This is a genomic window from Chondromyces crocatus (genome assembly GCF_001189295.1).
GTDB classification, from domain to species: Bacteria; Myxococcota_A; Polyangia; order Polyangiales; family Polyangiaceae; genus Chondromyces; species Chondromyces crocatus.
Map to the genome: position 1 here is coordinate 1,818,272 of NZ_CP012159.1, position 19,269 is coordinate 1,837,540.

The window sequence follows — 19,269 nt, forward strand, 5'->3', positions numbered from 1 at the left end:
TCACGATGCCGAAGCCGGGCGATACGTTCGAGCGTTACAAGATCGAGGCTGCGATCGGGGAAGGGGGAATGGGCGCGGTGTTTCGCGCCTACGACGCGCGGCTCGGGCGGCGGGTGGCGCTCAAGCTGCTGTCGGGCGCGGCGACCAGCGAGGAGGCGGGGGCGAGGCTCCTGCGCGAGGCGCGGGCGGCGGCGGCACTGGATCACCCGAACGCGGTGTCGATCTTCGACATCGGTGAGCTCGAAGGGGCGCCATACATCGCGATGGAGCTGGTCTCCGGGCGCACGGTGCGGGCGCTGCTCGGGGAAGCGCCTGTGCCGGCGGCGAGTCAGCGGAGTACGTGGCTCGTGGATGTGGCGCGGGTGCTGGGGGTCGCACACCGGCGGGGGCTGGTGCACCGGGACATCAAGCCCGAGAACGTGATGGTGCGCGATGACGGGGTGGTGAAGGTGCTCGACTTCGGCATCGCGCGCCGGACGGGGGGCGGGGCCGATCCGAGCGCGTCGACGCAGGCGGCGGCTTTGCCCACGCTGACGACCGAGGGGGTGAAGCCAGGGACGCCGGTGTACATGGCGCCCGAGCAGATCCGAGGGGAGCCGCTCGATGGGCGCGCCGATCAGTTCGCGTGGGGCGTGCTCGCGTACGAGCTGTTCGCGGGAAAGCCGCCGTGGCGGGGGGGAAATGACGTGCTCGCGGTGCTGGCGTCGGTGCTGACCGACGAGGCGGACATGGAGGCGATGACGTCGGCGCCGGAGGGGCTGCGTGCCGTGGTGCAGCGGGCGCTGTCGAAGCGGCCAGCGGACAGGTTCGCGTCGATGGAGGCGCTGATCGAGGCGCTCTCGTCGGGTTCGGCGGCGTCGCCGTCTCCCTCCGGTGGGGACGCGGCGAAGGCGTTGCTGTCGGCGCTGCCGGCGGCGTCGGCGGGGGCGGTGGGCGAGGGGGCTGGTGGTGGTGCCGTCGAGCGCGCTGGCGGAGGGCGTGCAGCGGAAGGGCAGGGGGCAGGCGCGACGCTGGCACAGCGGTACGCGACGGCGGAGGTGAGCGAGGTGCTCGCCCAGGCCATCGAGCGGCAGGCGGCGAAGCGGGGGGATGCGCGGCTGAGTTTCCAGGAGCTGCTGGCGGTGGCCGAGGAGGTGGGGGTGGACGCGGAGTCGCTCCGCGAGGCGAGCCGCGCGCTGCGGGAGCGGAAGGAGCAAAGCCAGCGTCCCGGTGCGGCGCCACCCAGGCCGGCCGTGGCGGATGACGCGCAGCTGGTGGTGGCGCCCGAACAGGCGCTGGACGACGACGCGCAGCGTGATGCGTGGTTCCGGCGATCGCGCCGTGGGTTTCAGCGGCACCTCGGGATCTTCGTGATCGTGAACGTGGCGCTCGGGATGATCCTGCTGCTCTCGGGGGCGCCATTCTTCGTGACGCTGATCCCGGCGCTGTCGTGGGGGATCGGGCTCGGGATCCACGGTCTGGTGGCGCTGACGAAGAACGATGACGACTGGGCCGATCACAAGCGGTCCCGGCGGTGGTGGAAGGAGCAGCAGCGGCGGCACCACGAGATGGTGATGGCGCGGGCCTCCGGGCGAGGCTCCGAGCAAGCGTGGTCGTGGGTGCCTCCGCCGAGGGGTGGCGCCGCGGGCGCTGGTGCGGGGGGCTTCGGGAACGGGGGCCCGGGGAGAGGGAGAGAGAAGCGAGGGAAGCGGCGCGTGGAGGTGAGCGCGGGGGGGGAGGACGCGCGGCTGCGGGTCTCGGACGAGGGGATGCGGGCAGGCGCGGAAGCGGAAGACGAGGCTGCGCGCGCGGAGGCGGAGCACGCAGAGGCGGAGAGCGCGGAGGCGGAGCAGGCGGAGGCAGAGCGCGAGCGACGGCGCGGGAAGCGACGGCGATGAGCGCGGAGCTGATGAGCGTGATGCGCGCAGGGGTGGCGAGCGCGATGAGCACGACGCGATGAGCACGAGGGTGGCGAGCGCGATGACGCGGGGAGCGATGGGTCACGCCGGGGAGCGCCATGCCGAGCGAAGGCCGCTGGTGCCGCCCTGCGGCAGGGGGCCAGAGGGCGGAGAATAGGTTAAACAGGTCGAGCACGGTCCGCAGCCAAGGGAGGCGATCATCCTCGTCGAGATCCTCATCATCGTGGCCCTGATCCTCACGAACGGCGTGCTCGCCGGCGCGGAGATCGCGGTGGTCTCGCTACGGAAGAGCCGGCTGGAGCAGCTTCTCCAGAGCGGCAGTCAGCGGGCCCACGCGATCCACCGGCTGCGCACGAACCCCGAGCGCTTTTTCGCCACGGTCCAGATCGGGATCACCGTCATCGGCTCGTCGGCCGGGGCCTTCGGTGGTGCGAGCATCGCAGGGGACATCGAGCCTCTGCTGGGCCACGTGCCCGTGCTGGCGCCCTACGCGAAGGAGTTCGCGCTGGCGATCGTCATCGCGATGATCTCCTTCCTCTCGCTGGTCCTCGGGGAGCTGGTGCCCAAGTCCCTCGCGCTGCGGCAAGCGGAGGGGTACGCGATGTTCATCGGGCGTCCGCTGGAGGGGCTCGCCTGGCTCGCGCGCCCTCTGGTCTGGCTGCTGACCGCGAGCTCCAACGTGGTGCTTCGGCTGTTCGGCGACAGCACGAACTTCGTCGAGGCGCGGCTGTCGCCCGAGGAGATCCAGCAGATGGTCGACGAGGCGGCGCAGGCGGGCACGATGGACAAGAGCGCCGGCGAGATCGCATCACGCGCGATCGACTTCGCGGAGCTGACGGCGCTCGACGTGATGGTGCCGCGGCTGAAGGTGGTGTCCGTGCCGAAGGGGGCGCCACCCCAGGAGGTGCAGCGGGTGGTGACGGAGCACGGCCACACGCGCATGCCGGTGTACGAGAACACGCGGGACAACGTGGTCGGGTACATCACGGTGAAGGACGTCCTGGCCTTGCTCTGGGGTCAGAAGCCGTTCGCGCTGGAGGGGATCATCCGCTCCGCGTTCTATGTGGCCGAGACGATGCGTACCGTCGACATCCTCGCCGAGATGCGGCGGAGGAAGGTGCAGCTCGCGATCGTGGTCGACGACCGGGGAGCGATGAGCGGGATCATCACGCTGGAGGATCTGGTCGAGGAGCTGGTGGGCGACATCGTGGGCGAGCACGACCACCCGACACCAGAGCCGATCCGGCGCGAGGAAGACGGGTCGGTGGTGGTGCAAGGCGACGTGCCCGTGCGCGAGGTGAGCCGGGTGCTCGGGGTGGAGCTGCCCGAGGGAGAGCGCTGGTCGACGATGGCCGGCCTGTGCCTGGAAGTGGCGGGGCGGATTCCGACGGTGGGCGAGCGCTTCACCGCGGAGGGAGGCGTGGAGCTGGAGATCGTCGACGCGAGCCCGCGTCACGTGCGGACCGTGCGGGTGCGGCTCCCTGCGGCCGGGGCACCCGTGCTGGTGAACCCGTCGGAGGCGAACGGCGGGGGATGAGGCACGCGGTGCTGGACGGAGGGGACGCTCCGTGCCCGGCGATGGGGTCGATTCGCCGCCGTCCACGGGTCGTCGTCACTGCGCGGGACAGCCACCCTGCGGGGATCCCCTCGGGGTCGTCTCCGAGCTTGAAACCCACGTCTCGCGGTAGCTCGAGCGGCTTGCCGGCGTCGCGGTAGCAGCTAGAAATTGCGGTAACCACGCGGGAGTTTTCGAGGCGCGCCGATCGGGCGCCGGGCGCGTGGAAGGAAGGGGAGGGGTCCCGATGTGCGCGCGTGATCTGCCGAGGCCCGGGCAGCGCTTCATGGGCTTCACGCTGGTGCGCGTGCTCGGTCGGGGTCGGATGGGCGCGGTGTTCGAGGCGACCGGGCGCAGTGGTCGCAGGGTCGCCCTCGAGATCCTCCAGCCGACGGGGGAGGACCGCGAGACCCAGCTGCGCCGCATGCTCGACGAGGGGGTGGTGATGGTCGGCATCAAGCACCCCAACTTCGTGGAGGTGTACGATCACGGCGAGCACGAGGGCCTGGTCTGGCGGCTCATGGAGCTGCTCGAAGGCGAGACCTTGCGCGCGCGGCTGCTCCGGGAGGGGCCGCTCTCCCTCCAGCGCGCGTGCGCCACGCTCCGTGCGGCGTCGTATGCCGTGGAGCAGTGCCACGTGCTCGACATCGTCCACGGGGACGTCAAGCCCGAGAGCTTCTTCATCACCCGAGAGGGGCAGGTGAAGCTGCTCGACCTGGGGATCGCTCACCGCCAGAAATCAGCGCTGGCGCAGGAGACGATCGGGTCGCCGGCATACATGGCGCCGGAGCTGTTCACCCCGCGCCTCGGAGGGTCCCCCGAGAGCGATGTGTACGCGCTGGGGCTGATGGCGTTCGAGATGCTGGCGGGCTTCCATCCCTTCCTCCGCGATGACGCCGGTCACGAGCGGAGCGCGCGGGCGCTGTGCTTCGAGCATGCCTTCACGGAGACGCCGCGGCTCGATGCGCTGGGGGTGCCGTCCCCGATCGCCGAGGTGGTGGCGCGCGCGACGGAGAAGGATCCTCGGGCGCGTCACCCGAGTGGCGGCGCGCTCGCCGCGGCGATCTGGACCGCCTGGAAGCAAGTGCGAGCGAACATCAGGCCCAGACAGGCGTCTTTCGGCTCGGATGTCGGCGTGCCGCGCCCGCGGTCCGAGCAGCCCGTGCGCCGCCTCCCGGAGGTCGCGCGCAGGCCTGCGCAGCGAGGCGAGATGGGGGCTCCGTGTGGCGATGGGGGGCGGCGGAAGGAGAGACCTGCGCTGAGCGCCTCCGCATGCGCCTGGGGGACGCAGCCGTCTTTCCCTGCCCACCTGTCCCTCCCCGACCCCCTGGAGGAAACGCCGCTCGTCGGGGTCGGCGACGACGCGCCCCCTGCGCCGTCGAGGAGGAGCCCGGGGCCAGCTTCGCCCGCCTCGCTCCCCGACGTGCTCGTCGAGCCGACCCGCTCGGCGGCGTGGATGCGCCTCCTGCCCGTCTACGTGGTGGGGATGGGCGTCGGCGTGCTGCTCTTCGCACTCTTCTTCGGGGCCGTGCGGTGGGGCGCTGCGTTCTTCTCCGAGGTCGAAAAGACCTTTCCATCGGCGGCTTCCGAGCGGCAGCTGCTCACACCGACGACCGTTTCACGTGGGAGACCGCTCGTGCCTCCCGGGGACGCTCTGGTGCAAGCGCTCATGCCGCCAGAGAGCGCTCTGGCGCAGCGGATCACGCCTCCGGTCACCGCTCTGGCGCAGTCGCTCACGAAGCCCGTGACCTCGCTGGCGCAGGCGCTCACGCCTCCGGTGATGGCGCTGGCGCAAGCGCTCTTGCCGCCCGTGACCGCGCTGGTGCAGGCGCTCATGCCTCCGGAAAGCTCTCCGGGGAAGGCGCTCGTGCCTCCCACGCAGCGCTCCCCGGCGAGCGCGGCATCGACAGCGCCGACCACGGACCCGTTCAACCAGTCCCTCCCTTGAAGGGAAGCGATGAAGGCGATGAAAGAGCGCCGAGAGAGTTCTCCTCCTCCTGTCGTGCACCCTGGTGAAGACCCGGTGCTCGATGCCGCCCTGGCGCGGTTGCGTCGGCACCCGGGCAGGGACGGCACGTCGGTGAAGGCTGGCGCGGCGCGTGGTCCCGACGGCTCACGCGCTGTCGCGGCCCGTGGAGGGAGCAGGGCGCGCGCGCCGAGGGGGCCCGACCCCGCGCGCGGATGGTGGATCATCGGCTTCTCGGCCCTCGCGATCGTGGGGTCGGTCGTGGTGATGAGCCTCGCGGTGATCGGACGTCGCCAGGGCCCGATGACGAGTCACGGGCCTCTCGGGGACGAGGCCACCGCGCCGCGGGACGCGGCAAGGCGTACGTCGACCCTGTTCACGCCGACGCGCGGTGCGGACGCACCGACCGCACGCCCCGTGGGGCCTGACGCTCGGCCGAGCGAAGCTCCTCCCGAGGCAGCGACCTCGGCACCGGGGCCCGGGCCCGACGCCGTCGAAATGCGCCGCTGACGTCCGCGCTCGGAGCACTGCGGACGTGCCTCGTCTGGTCCGTGGTTCGCACCGTCGGCCGGCGCGCGCGGGATCGCGTGACCATCGGTGGTTCGTTCTGCGTCGGCCTGAGTCGAAGGAGCACATGATGATGCGCAAGTCGTTCTGGATGGCTTGGTTCGCGGTCGGGACAGGCGCTGGTTTCGCGACGGTCGTGTCAGGCTGCTTCATCAACACGGACCTGAGCTGCGAGCACACGCAGGTCGGCTGCCCGACGTCCGGTGAGCTGGAAGGTGGGCGTGTCGAGGCATCCGTCGACTGCAGGCCGAGCGCTGCCGCAGAGGTCGCCGAGGTCTGCGGGGTGTTCGTGTCGAGCGCGGGTACGGAAGGCGGGGCCGGGACGAAGGCTGCGCCCGTGAAGACGCTCGCGGAGGCGGTGAAGCACGCGCAGGAAGGCGGGACGGGCCGCGTGTACGCGTGCGCGGAAGCGTTCGAGGGCGCGGTGGAGGTGCCCGCAGGGGTGACGGTCTTCGGCGGGCTGGACTGCCAGAAGGGCTGGCGGTGGGCCGAGGGGACGCGCAAGACGCGGGTGACGGCGCCGATGGGCGAGGTCCCGCTGCGGCTGCGCGGCGGTGAAGGCGAGGCGCGGCTGGAGGATGTGGAGGTGGAGGCGAAGGGGATCATGGTGGGCGGGGACGCCGCGCTGAAGGGGGCGTCGTCGATCGCGGTGGTGGCGGAGGGGATCCGGGTCTCGCTGGTGAGATCGACGCTGGTGGCGGGGGACGGCGCCGCCGGAGAGGAGGGGGCGGGGCACGGAGCGCGGGCCGGCGCAGGCGCGGACGGGACGGCGGGGAGGCCAGCCTGTGCGGCAGACGGTGGGGAGCCCCAGGTGGAGAACCTGTGCGGCACGGCCGACGACGTGACGGATGACTCGATCGGGGGTCTCGGCGGTTCGGGTCGGGTCTACAGCGGTGGCGGTGGCGAGTCCGGTCTGCCGGGCCTCGAGAACGCGGGCACGGGCGCCGATGTCGAGGCGCAGTGCGAAGGGAAGGCAGGCGGGGACGGCGAGTCGGGGGAGGGGGGCGACGGCGCGCGAGGCCTCGGGTCGCTGAGCGCCGCGGGGTACGTCGGCGCGAAGGGAGCCGATGGCGGCAAGGGGGAGCCCGGCCAAGGAGGGGGCGGCGGCGGCGGTCGAAGCGGCGGCAAGGGGGTGGGCCAGTGTCCGCAAGCGTCGACGGGCAGCGGCGCGAGCGGCGGCAACGGCGCCAGCGGTGGATGCGGCGGCGCTGGTGGGCGCGGCGGCGGCGCGGGCGGCGCGAGCATCGCGCTGGTGAGCCTGGAGGCGCAGGTGGTCTTCGACGACGTGGTCTTGCGGACGGGCCGCGGCGGCGTCGGCGGGTCGGGGGGCCCGGGGCAGAACGGAGGTCTCGGGGGCGCCGAGGGAGGCAAGGGGGGCGCGGTGGACCCGGCGTACACCCAGCTCAAGGAAGGCTGCCCTGGGGGCGCTGGAGGCAACGGCGGAAAGGGCGGGCAGGGGGGTGGAGGCCTGGGTGGGCACGCGATCGGCGTCGCGTTCCGCGGGGTGGCGCCTTCGCTGGAGGGGGCCGTCGTGACGCTCGGTGAACCTGGCGCGGGCGGCACGAGCGCCGACGCCGAGCACGCTGGCGCTCCGGGGACGAGGGCGGACCTGGCAGCGTTTCCCTGAGCGGTCGCTCGGGTGACACGTCAGACTGGGGCATGCGCTCCCGAGGTCTCCTCGCCCTTCGCTTTCTCCTCGCCGCTCGATCATCCCGCCTCGCTCTCGGCAGCCTCCTCGGCAGCCTCGCCCTCTGCGTCACCGCCTGTGACGCGAGCCCCTCTCCTCCCGAGCCTGGCCCGTCCTCGCCCACCCCGATCGCAGCGCATCCGGCATCGAGCGCAGCAGCCGCTGGCATCACCTCCGACGCTCGTCCCGCGCTCCACGCGGCCGACCCGCCGGGCCCCGAGCACGCAGCCGCGCCCGCCGCTTCTCTCGCGACCCCGCCGTCCTCGGCGCTCGCCCCCGCCGCCACCTCGGCCACCTCGGCAGAGACCGCCGCCAGCTACCCCTGGCTCGGCGACCCTTCCCTCGCAGCGGCCGCACCACCACCCGTCGACACGCTCCTCGCCCGCTTCCCCTCACCCCCACCGGGCTTCACGCGCGTCGACCTCGCCGGTGGTTCCTTTGGCGCCTGGCTCCGGCACCTCCCGCTCGCGGCGCCCGGCACGCCGGTCCTGCGCCACAGCGGCGGCGTCATCCTTCCCCCGGACCACAGGAACCTCGCTGCGGTCGTCGCCATCGACATCGGCCAGGCCGACCTCCAGCAGTGCGCCGACGCCATCATCCGCCTCCACGCCGAGTGGCGCTGGGCGCGTGGGGACCGCGACCTGAGCTACCGCGCGGGGGCGGGCATCGAGCTTCCCTTCGACCGCTGGGTCCGCGGCGAGCGTCCCGTCCAGCGCGGCGAAGCCCTCGTCTGGGAGCCGAAGACCCGCTCGAGCCCGAAGGACCATCCGACCTTCCGCGGCTGGCTCGACGGCGTGTTCATGTGGGCCAACACGGGCGCCCTCGCGCAGCAGGCCCAGCCCGTCGCGGTGGAGCAGATCGCTCCTGGCGACTTCGTCGTCCAGCCTGGCACCCCCGGCCACGCGGTCCTCGTCGTCGACGTGGCTCGCGCGAGCGATGGTCGCGCCGCGCTCCTGCTCGCGCAGAGCTTCATGCCGGCCCAGAACGTCCACGTCCTGCGACCGAGCGTGGACGCCACCTGGTTCGTCGTCTCGCCAGACGATCAAGCGCTCGTGACGCCGTTCTGGAAACCGTTTCCGTGGCGATGGCTCCGACGCTTCGAGCAGGGATGAGCCCCGTCGTGTCGGTCTCTGGCGATCGATGCACGCGCCGCTGCGCATCCGACGGCGGCGCGTGATCCCTGCCTGCGGCCTGCGCGGCCTGCGCGGCCTGCGCGGCCTGCGCGGCCTGCGCGGCCTCAGCGCATCACTTCACGTAGACCTGAGCCGCCGCGATCCCCGCGCCCTTCGTCGCCTTCAGCACCACCTTGCCGGGCGCGCCGAGCGGGGTCGGGTTCTTCCAGCAGCCGCTCGCCTTGCCGCCGATCGTCGCCTGGGGACCGGTCGTCGCGTCCTGGGCCAGCATCACCGGCGGCACCTGCGGCACCGGCTGGGTGAGGAGCTGCATGTCCAGCTCCTGGATGCCGAGGCCCACGGCGACGATCGTGTAACACTTGCCTGGCGAGATGGTGATGTCCTGCTCCAGCGTCTGGCCTTCCTGGAACTGACCGGCGAACGGCCCGCCCTCGGGGGACATGCCGGGCGCTTCCTGGAGCGCGAGGCCCTGCATCACGGGGGTGGCGGCTGCCGCGGCGAGCGGCGGGATCGAGGTCGCGGTCGCGCCCGTGGCCGCAGGCGTGGTCGTCGTGGCGGTCGAGGTCACCGTCACCGTCGCCGCGGGGGGCGGGGCGCAGAAGACGCCGGGGGGCGCCTGTCCGGCGGCGCAGAGCGCGGCGGAATCCTGCTCGTTGGGTTCGGGCGTGGACGAGCACGCCGCGACGAGCAGGGCGAGGGGGGCAAGGGCAGCGAAGGTAGTACGCTTCATGCGAAGGGCTCCTCTGGCGGAAAGGGTCCGCCGGACAGCAGCCGAAACGGCCGTCAGGGCGCCCTTCTTACACCGAGAGAAGCTCGGGTGCACGGCAACCCTCAGGACGGACGCGCTGCACACCTCTTCTCGTGTCAGGCGTTGCCTCACTTTTTGCAGAAACGGTAGGGCGACGGGGTCATGCCTGGCGTCCAGGGCACGGGTTCGGGCATCGAAGCGCGAGGAGGGTTCGTGCACGGGCGAGAACGCAACGCTGGGCATCCCTGGGAACACATGGTGGAGCGGGGGCATCTCCGGGTGCTCGTCGAGCGGGTGCGGCCCGAACTCGACGGTGGGCGCTTCCCGGTCAAGCGGGTGATCGGGGACCCGCTCGAGGTGGAGGTCGACCTCATCCCCGATGGTCACGACGCCGTGGGAGGCGCGCTGCTCGTGCGCGCGCCAGCGCCTGCGTCCTCACCTCCAGGAGGAGCACCCGACGCGGAGGCCAGGCCCTGGCAAGAGGTGCCGCTGGCGCGCGTCGACGCGAACGACAGGTTCCGCGCGACCGTCACGCTCACGGCCCTCGGCATCTGGGAGTACACCGTGGTCGGCTGGATCGAGCCCTTCACCACGTGGCAGCGCGGTACGCGCCGCAAGGTCGAGGCCGGTCAGGACGTCGCCGTCGAGCTGCTCGAAGGTGCAGCACTGCTCGCCGCCGCAGCGAAGCGAGCTGCCGACGCCGACGCGCAGGCCCTCGCGACCGCAGCGGCCACGCTCGGGAGCACCGCGGCGCCGCTCGAGACCCGCCTGGCCGTGGGCCTCGCGGCCGAGACGGCTGCACTGGCGGCGCGTGCACCCGATCGCGCGCGCGCCTCGACCTACCCGCGCGTGCTCCAGGTGATCGTCGACCCGCCGCGTGCCCGCTTCAGCGCGTGGTACGAGTTCTTTCCGCGCTCGTTCGGCGACGCCGGCCAGCACGGCACCTTCGCCAGCGCCGAGCGGATGCTCCCGTACGTCGCGGGCATGGGCTTCGATGTCGTCTACCTGCCTCCGATCCATCCCATCGGGCGGGCGCACCGCAAGGGCCGGAACAACACCCTCACCGCGGAGGCCGACGACCCGGGCAGCCCGTGGGCCATCGGCGCGGCGGAAGGCGGGCACACCGCCGTGCATCCCGCGCTGGGCACCCTCGCAGACTTCGATCACTTCGTGGGCACGGCGCGCGAGCACGGGCTGGAGATCGCGCTCGACATCGCGTTCCAGGCCTCGCCCGATCACCCGTGGGTGAAGGAGCACCCCGCGTGGTTCAAGGCGCGTCCGGATGGCACCATCCAGTACGCGGAGAACCCGCCGAAGAAGTACCAGGACGTCTACCCCTTCGACTTCGAGTCGAGCGACTGGCAGGCGATGTGGGAAGCGCTCCGGGACGTGTTCCTCTTCTGGGCCGACCACGGGGTGAAGATCTTCCGCGTCGACAACCCGCACACCAAGGCGCTGCCCTTCTGGGAGTACTGCCTGCGCGAGGTGAAGGCCGCGCACCCGGACGCCATCTTCCTCGCCGAGGCGTTCACCCGCCCGACCTTGATGCACGCGCTGGCGAAGCTCGGCTTCACCCAGTCGTACACCTACTTCACGTGGCGCACGACGAAGGACGAGCTGACCGAGTACCTCACGCGCCTCACCCGGACCGAGGTGGCCGAGTTCTATCGCCCGAACTTCTGGCCGAACACGCCCGACATCCTCCCCGAGCACCTCCAGACCGGCTCGCGTCCAGTGTTCATCGCGCGGCTCGTCCTCGCAGCCACCCTCTCCAGCAATTACGGCATGTATGGTCCCGCCTTCGAGCTGATGGACCACGTCCCGCGCCCGGGATCCGAGGAGTACATCGACAACGAGAAGTACGAGCTGAAGCGCTGGGAGCTGGACCGCCCGGGCAGCCTGCGGCACGTCATCCAGCGGGTGAACGAGATCCGGCGCGAGAACCGGGCGCTCCAGCAGACGAACCGCATCCACTTCCACGAGACGGGCAACGACGCGGTGTTCTGCTTCAGCAAGACCTCGGACGACGGGGAGAGCCTGATCGTCGTCGTGGTCAACCTGGATCCGGACCACACCCAGTCGGCCTGGCTGGAGCTGGATTTGCCTGGAATCACCGACCAGGAGCGCTCGTTCCAGGTGCATGACCTGCTCTCGAACGCGCGCTACCAGTGGAAGGGTCGTCGCGCCTTCGTCGAGCTGGATCCGCGGGTCATGCCGGCCCACATCTTCCGTGTCCGTCGCTTCGTCCGCAGCGAGCAGAACTTCGAGTACTACCTATGAGCAGACCCTCGATGCCACCCACCCTCGAGTCCAACCCCCTCTGGTACAAGGATGCGATCATCTATGAGATCCACATCCGTGCATTCGCCGACTCGAACGGCGACGGCATCGGTGATTTCCCAGGTCTGATCGAGAAGCTCGACTACCTGCAGGATCTCGGGATCACCGCCATCTGGATCCTGCCGTTCTATCCCTCGCCGCTCCGCGACGGGGGATACGACATCTCCGATTACACGGACATCAACCCTTGCTACGGCACGATCGACGACTTCAAGCGGCTCCTGGACGAGGCGCACCGCCGTGGCATCCGGGTGATCACCGAGCTGGTCATCAACCACACGTCGAACGAGCACGCCTGGTTCCAGCGGGCGCGGCGCGCGCCGCCGGGGAGCCCCGAGCGTGACTTCTACGTCTGGAGCGACACGCCGAAGCGGTACGAGGACGCGCGCATCATCTTCAAGGACTTCGAGACCTCGAACTGGGCCTGGGATCCGGTGGCGAACGCCTACTACTGGCACCGGTTCTACTCGCACCAGCCGGACCTGAACTTCGACAACCCGGCGGTGCACGAGGCCATCCTGCAAGCCGTCGATTTCTGGCTGGAGATGGGCGTGGACGGGCTGCGCCTCGACGCGGTGCCGTACCTGTACGAGCGGGAGGGAACGATCTGCGAGAACCTCCGCGAGACGCACGAGTACCTGCGGGACCTCCGGGCGTACATCGACGGCAAGTACGCGGACCGGATGCTGCTCGCCGAGGCGAACCAGTGGCCGGAAGACGCCTCGGCCTACTTCGGCAAGGGCGACGAGTGCCACATGAACTTCCACTTCCCGCTCATGCCGCGCATGTTCATGGCGGTGGAGCTGGAGGACAGCTTCCCGCTGATGAACATCCTCAAGCAGACGCCGACCATCCCGGCGAACTGCCAGTGGGCCACGTTCCTCAGGAACCACGACGAGCTCACGCTCGAAATGGTGACCGACGAGGACCGCGATTACATGTACCGCGTCTATGCCGAGGAGAGCCGCGCGCGGATCAACCTCGGCATCCGGCGGCGGCTCTCGCCGCTCATGCGGCTGCGTCGCCGCACGGAGCTGATGAACGCGCTGCTCTTCTCGCTCCCGGGCACGCCGGTCCTCTATTACGGCGACGAGATCGGCATGGGCGACAACATCTACCTCGGCGATCGGGACGGGGTGCGCACGCCGATGCAATGGAGCGGGGATCGCAATGCGGGCTTCTCGCGGTGCAACCCGCAGAAGCTCTACCTGCCGGTGATCGTCGACCCCGAGTACCATTACGAGGCGATCAACGTCGAGGCGCAGCAGAGCAATCCATCGTCGCTCCTGTGGTGGAGCAAGCGGCTCATCAACCTGCGCAAGCAGAACCCGGTGCTCGGCCGCGGCGACATCGAGTTCCTCCAGCCCGACAACGGGCGCGTCCTCGCCTTCCTGCGCTGCATCGACGACCAGCGGGTCCTCGTGGTGGCGAATCTGTCGCGGTATGCGCAGTTCGTCGAGCTGGACCTCTCCCGCTTCAAGGGCGCCGTGCCGGTGGAACTGTTCGGGAGCACGCGCTTCCCGGAGATCGGCGACGCGACGTACCGGCTGACGCTCGGGCCGTACGACTTCTTCTGGTTCGCGCTGGAGGCCACCACGGCCATGGGCCAGGAGGAGGGCGACGTTCTCCCGTCGCTCGCCGTGCAGGGCGCGTGGACGTCGGTGCTGGAGGGCGCCTCGCGGACGGCGCTCACCAAGCTCCTTTCCCAGTACCTCCCGGCGCGGCGCTGGTTCCGCAGCAAGGCGAGGACGCGCAAGCTGACCTCGATCGTCGACGTGGTGCCCTTCCCGTCCGAGGGCGAAGGGAGCTCGGCGTCGCCCTTCTTCATGCTCCTCGTGCGGGTCGAGTTCGCCGACGGCGTGCCGGAGACCTACGTGCTGCCCGTGGGGTTCGCCACCGGCGAGCGTGCCAAGAACCTCGTGTCGCGCAGCCGGCACGCGGTGATCACCGCGATCGACGTGCGGGATCCGGGCCCGGGCATGGAGACCGAGGGCGTCCTCTACGACGCGCTGCTCAGCCCCGAGTTCGCCGAGCGCTTGCTCGCGATGATCCAGGGCAAGCAGGTGCTCTCGGCGAGCCGAGGGAAGCTCGTCGGCATCCCGTTCGCCACCTTGCCGGACCTCGACCCGGAGGTATCGCTCAAGGTGCGGGTCTCCGAGACGGAGCAGACCAACACCACCCTGTTCTTCGAGGACCGGCTGATGCTCAAGGTCTTCCGCATGGTGGAGGAGGGCATCAGCCCCGACCTGGAGATCGGCCGCTTCCTCACGGCGCGGGGCTTCACCGGGACGCCGCGGATCGCAGGCGCGATCGAGCTGCGCGACGGCCGGGAGCCGGCGGCGGTCGCCATGCTCCAGGAGTACATGCCGAACCAGGGCGACGTCTGGACGGTGACGATGGAGTCCGTCGACCGGTTCTTCGAGCGGGTGCTGGCGAGCGAGGAGGCCAGGGGGATGAAGCCGCCGACGCCCGAGGGCTCGCTGATCGAATCCGCCAACGCAGAGCCGCCGCAGTTCGTCGTCGACATGATGGGGACCTACCTTCAGCGCGCGGCCTTGCTCGGGCGGCGGACCGCGGAGCTGCACCTCGCGCTCGGGGCCGACACGAACGACCCGAACTTCTCCCGGGAGCCGTTCACGGCGATGCACCAGCGCTCGCTGTACCAGTATGCCCACTCCATGCTGGCGCGGAACTTCGCCGCGCTGCGGCGCCGGGAGAACAGCCTGCCGGAGCCGATCCGCGAGATGGCGGCTTCGCTCGCCCTGCGCGAAGCAGAGGTCGATGCGCAGCTCGCCGACGTGTTCGGGCGCCGGGTCATCGTCGACCGCATCCGCAGCCACGGGGACTATCACCTGGGGCAGGTGCTCTACACGGGCGACGACTTCGTGATCATCGACTTCGAGGGGGAGCCCGCGCGGCCTCTGAGCGAGCGGCGCTACAAGCGTTGCCCCTTGCGTGACGTGGCGGGGATGCTGCGCTCGTTCCACTACGTCGGCGCCTCGGCGCTGCGGCGTGGGCGGGTGCGGCCCGAGGACGTCCCTGCGCTCACGCCCTGGGTCGATGCCTGGGTGGCGTGGACCTCGGCGGCGTTCCTGAACGGCTACCTGCCGACGATCCGCGCAGGGAACGAGCTGCTCATTCCCAGGACCGCAGCGGACACGGAGCTGCTCCTCGGCTTCTACCTGCTCGAGAAGTGCATCTACGAGGTGGGCTACGAGCTGAACAACCGGCCTGACTGGCTGGAGATCCCCTTGCAAGGCCTCGCCCAGATCCTCTCCGAGAGGTCGCCGGTATGAGCCGGGCCTCCACGCCGCCTTCGCCGTCCACGCCGCCCGCAGCTCCCGTCGAGGCCATCTTCGCCGTCTCCGAGCCCCCTGGGCCGCCGGCGCCGGCGCGCGGCGACGGCGCGGCGACGGCGGGCTCCTCGCTGCCCGACGTCGCGCAGCTCGCGATGGGCGAGGTCGATCTGCACCTCTTTCACGAGGGCCGGCACCTGCGCCTCCACGAGAAGCTCGGCGCCCACCTGGCCCGGCGCGGTGACGAGGAGGGCGTCTTCTTCGCCGCCTGGGCGCCCAACGCCGAAGCGGTCGCGGTCATCGGCGACTTCAACGGGTGGGACCCGGCGCGTCACCCCATGCAGCGGCGAGGCATCCTCGGCATCTGGGAGGTGTTCGTGCCCGGCGCGCAGGCGGGGCAGCGCTACAAGCTGAAGATCGTCTCGCGCGACGGCGACTACACCATCGACAAGGCCGATCCGTTCGGCTTCCGCCACGAGGCGCCGCCAGGCACGTCCTCGGTGGTGGCCGACGTCGCCTACCGCTGGGGCGACGAGGCGCACATGAGCGCCCGGTCCAAAAGCGGCCTGCGGAACGCACCCATGTCCATCTACGAGGTGCATCTCGGCTCGTGGATGCGCATCCCCGAGGAAGAGGACCGCATGCTCACCTACCGCGAGATCGCCCCGCGGCTCGCCGACCACGTCGCGAAGCTGGGCTTCACGCACGTCGAGCTGATGCCGCTCACGGAGCACCCCTTCTACGGCTCGTGGGGCTACCAGACCACCGGCTACTTCGCCGCGACCGCGCGCTACGGCGACCCGGCCGACCTGAAGTTCCTGATCGACACGCTGCACCAGCGGGGCATCGGGGTGATCCTCGACTGGGTGCCGGGCCATTTCCCGCACGACGCGCACGGGCTCTCGTTCTTCGACGGCACGCACCTCTTCGAGCACGCGAGCCCGCTCCAGGGCTATCACCCCGAGTGGAACACCTACATCTTCAACTACGGCCGGCACGAGGTGCGGAGCTTCCTCCTGTCGAGCGCGATGTACTGGGTGGAGCAGTTCCACGCCGATGGCCTGCGCGTCGACGGCGTGGCCTCGATGCTCTACCTCGACTACGGGCGCGAGGGCGGGGAGTGGGTCCCGAACCAGCACGGCGGCCGGGAGAACCTGGAGGCGGTCGCGCTGCTGCGGCAGCTCAACGAGGCGGTGTACCAGCAGGTCCCGGGGGTCGAGACGATCGCCGAGGAGTCGACGGCGTGGCCTCTGGTCTCGCGCCCGACCTACCTCGGTGGGCTCGGCTTCGGCTTCAAGTGGGACCTCGGCTGGATGCACGACACGCTGAAGTACCTCGCCCTCGATCCCATCCACCGCAAGTTCCACCACCGGTCGCTGACGTTCCGGGGGATGTACGCCTTCAGCGAGAACTTCGTGCTGGCGCTCTCGCACGACGAGGTCGTCTACGGGAAGGGCTCGCTCATCAACAAGATGAACGGCGACCGCTGGCAGAAGTTCGCGAACCTGCGGCTCTTGTACACGTACATGTGGACGCAGCCCGGCAAGAAGCTCCTGTTCATGGGGGGCGAGTTCGCGCAGTGGCGGGAGTGGAACCACGACGTGAGCCTGGACTGGCATCTCACGAACGAGGATGCGCACCGGCAGATCCAGCTCCTCGTGGGCGAGCTGAACCGGGCCTACCGCGAGGAGCCGGCGCTGCACGCGCTCGACTGCGATGCGCGGGGGTTCCAGTGGATCGACGCCAACGACGCCGACCACAGCGTGCTCGTGTACGAGCGCCGGGGCACGCGCGAAGAGGACCGGATCGTGGTGGCGCTGAACTTCACCCCGGTGCCCTTGTACAACTACCGGATCGGGGTGCCCGGGGCGGGGACGTGGGAAGAGCTGCTGAACACCGACGCGACGACCTTCGGGGGCAGCGGGCAAGGCAACCTCGGCGCGGTCGAAGCGGCGCCAGTGCCCTGGCAGAACCGCGACTTCTCGCTGGCGTTGACCTTGCCGCCGCTCGGGGCCGTGCTGCTCAAGCCGCGAATCGAGCCGCGGGTCGATCCAGGGCTCAAGCCACCGGAGGAGGCGCCGCCGGAAGCGCCATGAGCTTGTCGGCGAGGGCCGCGCGCTCCTCGCTCGCGCCGGCGCCGCGGGCCCGGAGCGCCATCGCCAGCACCCGGGGCAGGTCGAGCGCGGCGCCCCGGGTCGCCTGGAGCGCGTACTTCTGCTGGTAGTCCCGGGGCACGCGGAGCGACCAGTTCTCGTCGCTCACCGTCCCCGGCTGGTTGTAGGGCTCCTTCATCCCCAGCAGGTCGGCGAAGAACACCGACACGTGCGCCGCGCCGCTGGCGAAGAGGTCGGCGAACTTCGCGCGGGCGAGCAGCGCCTGGTCGCGGGAGAGCGCGCGCGCGAGCGAGGCGACCTGGTCCTCCCGGGGCGCGACCCGCTCGGCCAGGTAGGCGGCCTGCGCCTCCACGGATTTCTCCGCGCGCCATCGGTCCAGCACGCTCCAGAGCGACGGCGTGTCGTGGGTCCCCACCATCACCCAGTCCGCCGGCATGGCCCGCTCGGAGCGGTAGACGTCCATCGGATCGGCGAGGTTGGCCTTCTGGGTGACGCGGAAGCGCCCGAGGCCGTGGCGCTCCAGCGCCGCCCGGACGGGCAAGGGCAGGGTGCTCAGCACCTCGAAGGCGAGGTCGGCCTTCTCCCAGCCCCGGGCGCGTGCCGCGCTGACCAGGCCGTCGACGAGGACGGCGTACTGCTCCACCTGCGTCGGCGAGAGCGACGTCACCCAGGCGTCGGCGTGGCGCGGCAGGCCCCGGTCGAGCTGGAACGGCGCGGCGATGGCGAAGCGCGAGAGGGTGGGGTGATCCGGCAAGGCGGGCGACGAGAACAGCCGGGCACCGCGGCGCACGGACTCGCCGGGATCCGGCGCCTCGTCCAGGTAGACCCAGGGGTCGACCAGCCCGTGCGGGTGGTCGACGCGCAGGCCGTCGTACTCGTCGAGGGACTTGTCGATGCGGGCCCGGAAGAAGCCCCCGGCCGCGCCGCGGAGCTGGTCCGGGTCGAGCAGCGGGTAGCCCCACGGCTGCCCTTCGGGGTTCGTGCGGCTGGGGGGCGCGCCCATGCGGTAGTCGCGCAGCAAGAGCGCGCGGTACGCCCAGTGATCGCGCGGGGGCATGCCCACCTGGAGGTCGCCGTAGAGCCGCAGGCCGATCCCCGCCGCCACCTCGCGCAGCGCGCCGTGCTGCTCGTGCGCGAGGAGCTGCTGGAACGCGACCGCCTCCGCGTGGCCCGCGTGCTCCGCCGACAGCTCGCGGACCCGCGCCAGGCACGCCACCTCCTCGCCACGCGCGGGCGCGAACAGGCGCTGATCGAGCGTCTGCGGCCACCGCAGGAAGTGCCCGTCGCCGTGCAGCGTGCACAGCGGGTCGTACAGCACCTCGCGCGTGAGCCAGCCCGCGTGCCGCCGCCGGAACGCCGAGAGACGCGCGGCGAGGTCGAGGACGCTCGGGTCGGGCGAGGTGCTCACGCGCTCGCGCTGGAACGTCTCCCAGGCCTCGGCGAGCGCCCGCTGCTGGGCCACCCAGGCCGACCGGTGGTGCGCCCGCAGGAACCGCTTCGCGCGCCCACCACCCCCCGCCACCTCGGCTTGCGCCTCGACCAGGGCGGCGAGCGTCTCCGGAGAGAGCAGTCGACCCCAGCGCCCGGGCTCGGTGAGCGGCGCGAGCGCGATCGACAGCGTGCTCCGCGCGAACAGCGCGCCGTCGTACGGCGACGGGTTGTCCGGGGACAGCTCCCCTTGCGGCCCGAGCTGGACGGCGTTGAACCCGAGCGCCGCCGCGAAGCGCAGGAAGCGCTGACCTCCTGCGGTGCAGGGCGAGCCTCGGCCGAGTTCCTCCTCGGCTTCCGACGGGAAGCTCGGGTCGTGCAGGGCGAGCACGAGGCGCTTGATGTTCAGCGCTCGCAGGGCCTCGGTGATCAGGGTGCGATGGCTGCCGTCGTCTCCTGGCATCAGGAGACCATCGGTACACCGACGATGTGCGTGGGTCGAGAGCGTGCGCTCACGCGCGCATGCGCTCATGGGCC

The 19,269-nt window shown here is 71.1% G+C and carries 11 protein-coding genes; 9 read left to right on the forward strand and 2 right to left on the reverse strand.

The features are described 5' to 3' along the window. Positions 1-5: 5 nt before the first annotated feature. From CMC5_RS06800 to CMC5_RS06825, 6 genes are all read left to right on the forward strand, one after another. Entirely contained in the window at positions 6-1,877 is a 1,872-nt protein-coding gene (locus tag CMC5_RS06800) for a protein kinase domain-containing protein (RefSeq protein ID WP_050429644.1), read from the forward strand. 244 nt (positions 1,878-2,121) lie between these two features. Further along, positions 2,122-3,435 carry a hemolysin family protein gene (locus CMC5_RS06805; RefSeq protein WP_050429645.1) on the forward strand — a complete coding sequence of 438 codons (1,314 nt, stop codon included), beginning with the start codon at positions 2,122-2,124 and terminating at the stop codon, positions 3,433-3,435. A gap of 265 nt (positions 3,436-3,700) precedes the next feature. After that, the gene (locus tag CMC5_RS06810) at positions 3,701-5,401 is read left to right on the forward strand and encodes a serine/threonine-protein kinase (protein WP_050429646.1); all 1,701 of its coding nucleotides are present in this window, start codon (positions 3,701-3,703) and stop codon (positions 5,399-5,401) included. An 18-nt stretch (positions 5,402-5,419) separates the two neighbouring features. Beyond that, positions 5,420-5,929, forward strand: a complete 510-nt coding sequence (locus CMC5_RS06815) for a hypothetical protein (protein WP_169796467.1) — start codon at positions 5,420-5,422, stop codon at positions 5,927-5,929. 124 nt (positions 5,930-6,053) lie between these two features. Beyond that, entirely contained in the window at positions 6,054-7,613 is a 1,560-nt protein-coding gene (locus tag CMC5_RS06820) for a hypothetical protein (RefSeq protein ID WP_050429648.1), read from the forward strand. A gap of 32 nt (positions 7,614-7,645) precedes the next feature. Further along, positions 7,646-8,785 (forward strand): DUF4846 domain-containing protein, encoded by a 1,140-nt coding sequence (locus CMC5_RS06825; RefSeq protein WP_050429649.1) that lies wholly within the window; start codon positions 7,646-7,648, stop codon positions 8,783-8,785. 133 nt (positions 8,786-8,918) lie between these two features. Here the strand turns inward: CMC5_RS06825 and CMC5_RS06830 are convergent, their stop codons facing one another. Then, complete coding sequence (locus CMC5_RS06830) at positions 8,919-9,536, reverse strand: hypothetical protein (RefSeq protein ID WP_050429650.1); 618 nt, start codon at positions 9,534-9,536, stop codon at positions 8,919-8,921. 231 nt (positions 9,537-9,767) lie between these two features. Between CMC5_RS06830 and CMC5_RS06835 the strand changes: the two genes are divergently transcribed. Genes CMC5_RS06835 through glgB form a run of 3 tightly spaced genes read left to right on the forward strand, consistent with a single transcriptional unit; the run spans position 9,768 to position 17,286 of the window. Continuing rightward, the gene (locus CMC5_RS06835; RefSeq protein WP_281180835.1) at positions 9,768-11,834 is read left to right on the forward strand and encodes an alpha-1,4-glucan--maltose-1-phosphate maltosyltransferase; all 2,067 of its coding nucleotides are present in this window, start codon (positions 9,768-9,770) and stop codon (positions 11,832-11,834) included. A gap of 11 nt (positions 11,835-11,845) precedes the next feature. Beyond that, on the forward strand, positions 11,846-15,190 hold the full coding sequence (treS, locus tag CMC5_RS06840; protein ID WP_218920235.1) for a maltose alpha-D-glucosyltransferase: 3,345 nt from the start codon (positions 11,846-11,848) through the stop codon (positions 15,188-15,190). Then, positions 15,187-17,286, forward strand: a complete 2,100-nt coding sequence (glgB, locus tag CMC5_RS06845; RefSeq protein ID WP_063796227.1) for a 1,4-alpha-glucan branching protein GlgB — start codon at positions 15,187-15,189, stop codon at positions 17,284-17,286. Before treS ends, glgB begins: the two co-directional genes overlap by 4 nt. Here the strand turns inward: glgB and CMC5_RS06850 are convergent. Then, positions 17,249-19,195, reverse strand: a complete 1,947-nt coding sequence (locus CMC5_RS06850) for a 4-alpha-glucanotransferase (RefSeq protein WP_050435755.1) — start codon at positions 19,193-19,195, stop codon at positions 17,249-17,251. The genes glgB and CMC5_RS06850 overlap by 38 nt on opposite strands. Positions 19,196-19,269 lie beyond the last annotated feature (74 nt).

Coding starts and splice junctions, on each gene's coding strand:
- CMC5_RS06800 (WP_050429644.1), top strand. CDS start 6: ATGCCGAAGCCGGGCGATACGTTCGAGCGTTACAAGATCGAGGCTGCG.
- CMC5_RS06810 (WP_050429646.1), top strand. CDS start 3,701: ATGTGCGCGCGTGATCTGCCGAGGCCCGGGCAGCGCTTCATGGGCTTC.
- CMC5_RS06815 (WP_169796467.1), top strand. CDS start 5,420: ATGAAAGAGCGCCGAGAGAGTTCTCCTCCTCCTGTCGTGCACCCTGGT.
- CMC5_RS06820 (WP_050429648.1), top strand. CDS start 6,054: ATGATGATGCGCAAGTCGTTCTGGATGGCTTGGTTCGCGGTCGGGACA.
- CMC5_RS06825 (WP_050429649.1), top strand. CDS start 7,646: ATGCGCTCCCGAGGTCTCCTCGCCCTTCGCTTTCTCCTCGCCGCTCGA.
- CMC5_RS06830 (WP_050429650.1), bottom strand. CDS start 9,536: ATGAAGCGTACTACCTTCGCTGCCCTTGCCCCCCTCGCCCTGCTCGTC.
- treS (WP_218920235.1), top strand. CDS start 11,846: ATGCCACCCACCCTCGAGTCCAACCCCCTCTGGTACAAGGATGCGATC.
- glgB (WP_063796227.1), top strand. CDS start 15,187: ATGAGCCGGGCCTCCACGCCGCCTTCGCCGTCCACGCCGCCCGCAGCT.
- CMC5_RS06850 (WP_050435755.1), bottom strand. CDS start 19,195: ATGCCAGGAGACGACGGCAGCCATCGCACCCTGATCACCGAGGCCCTG.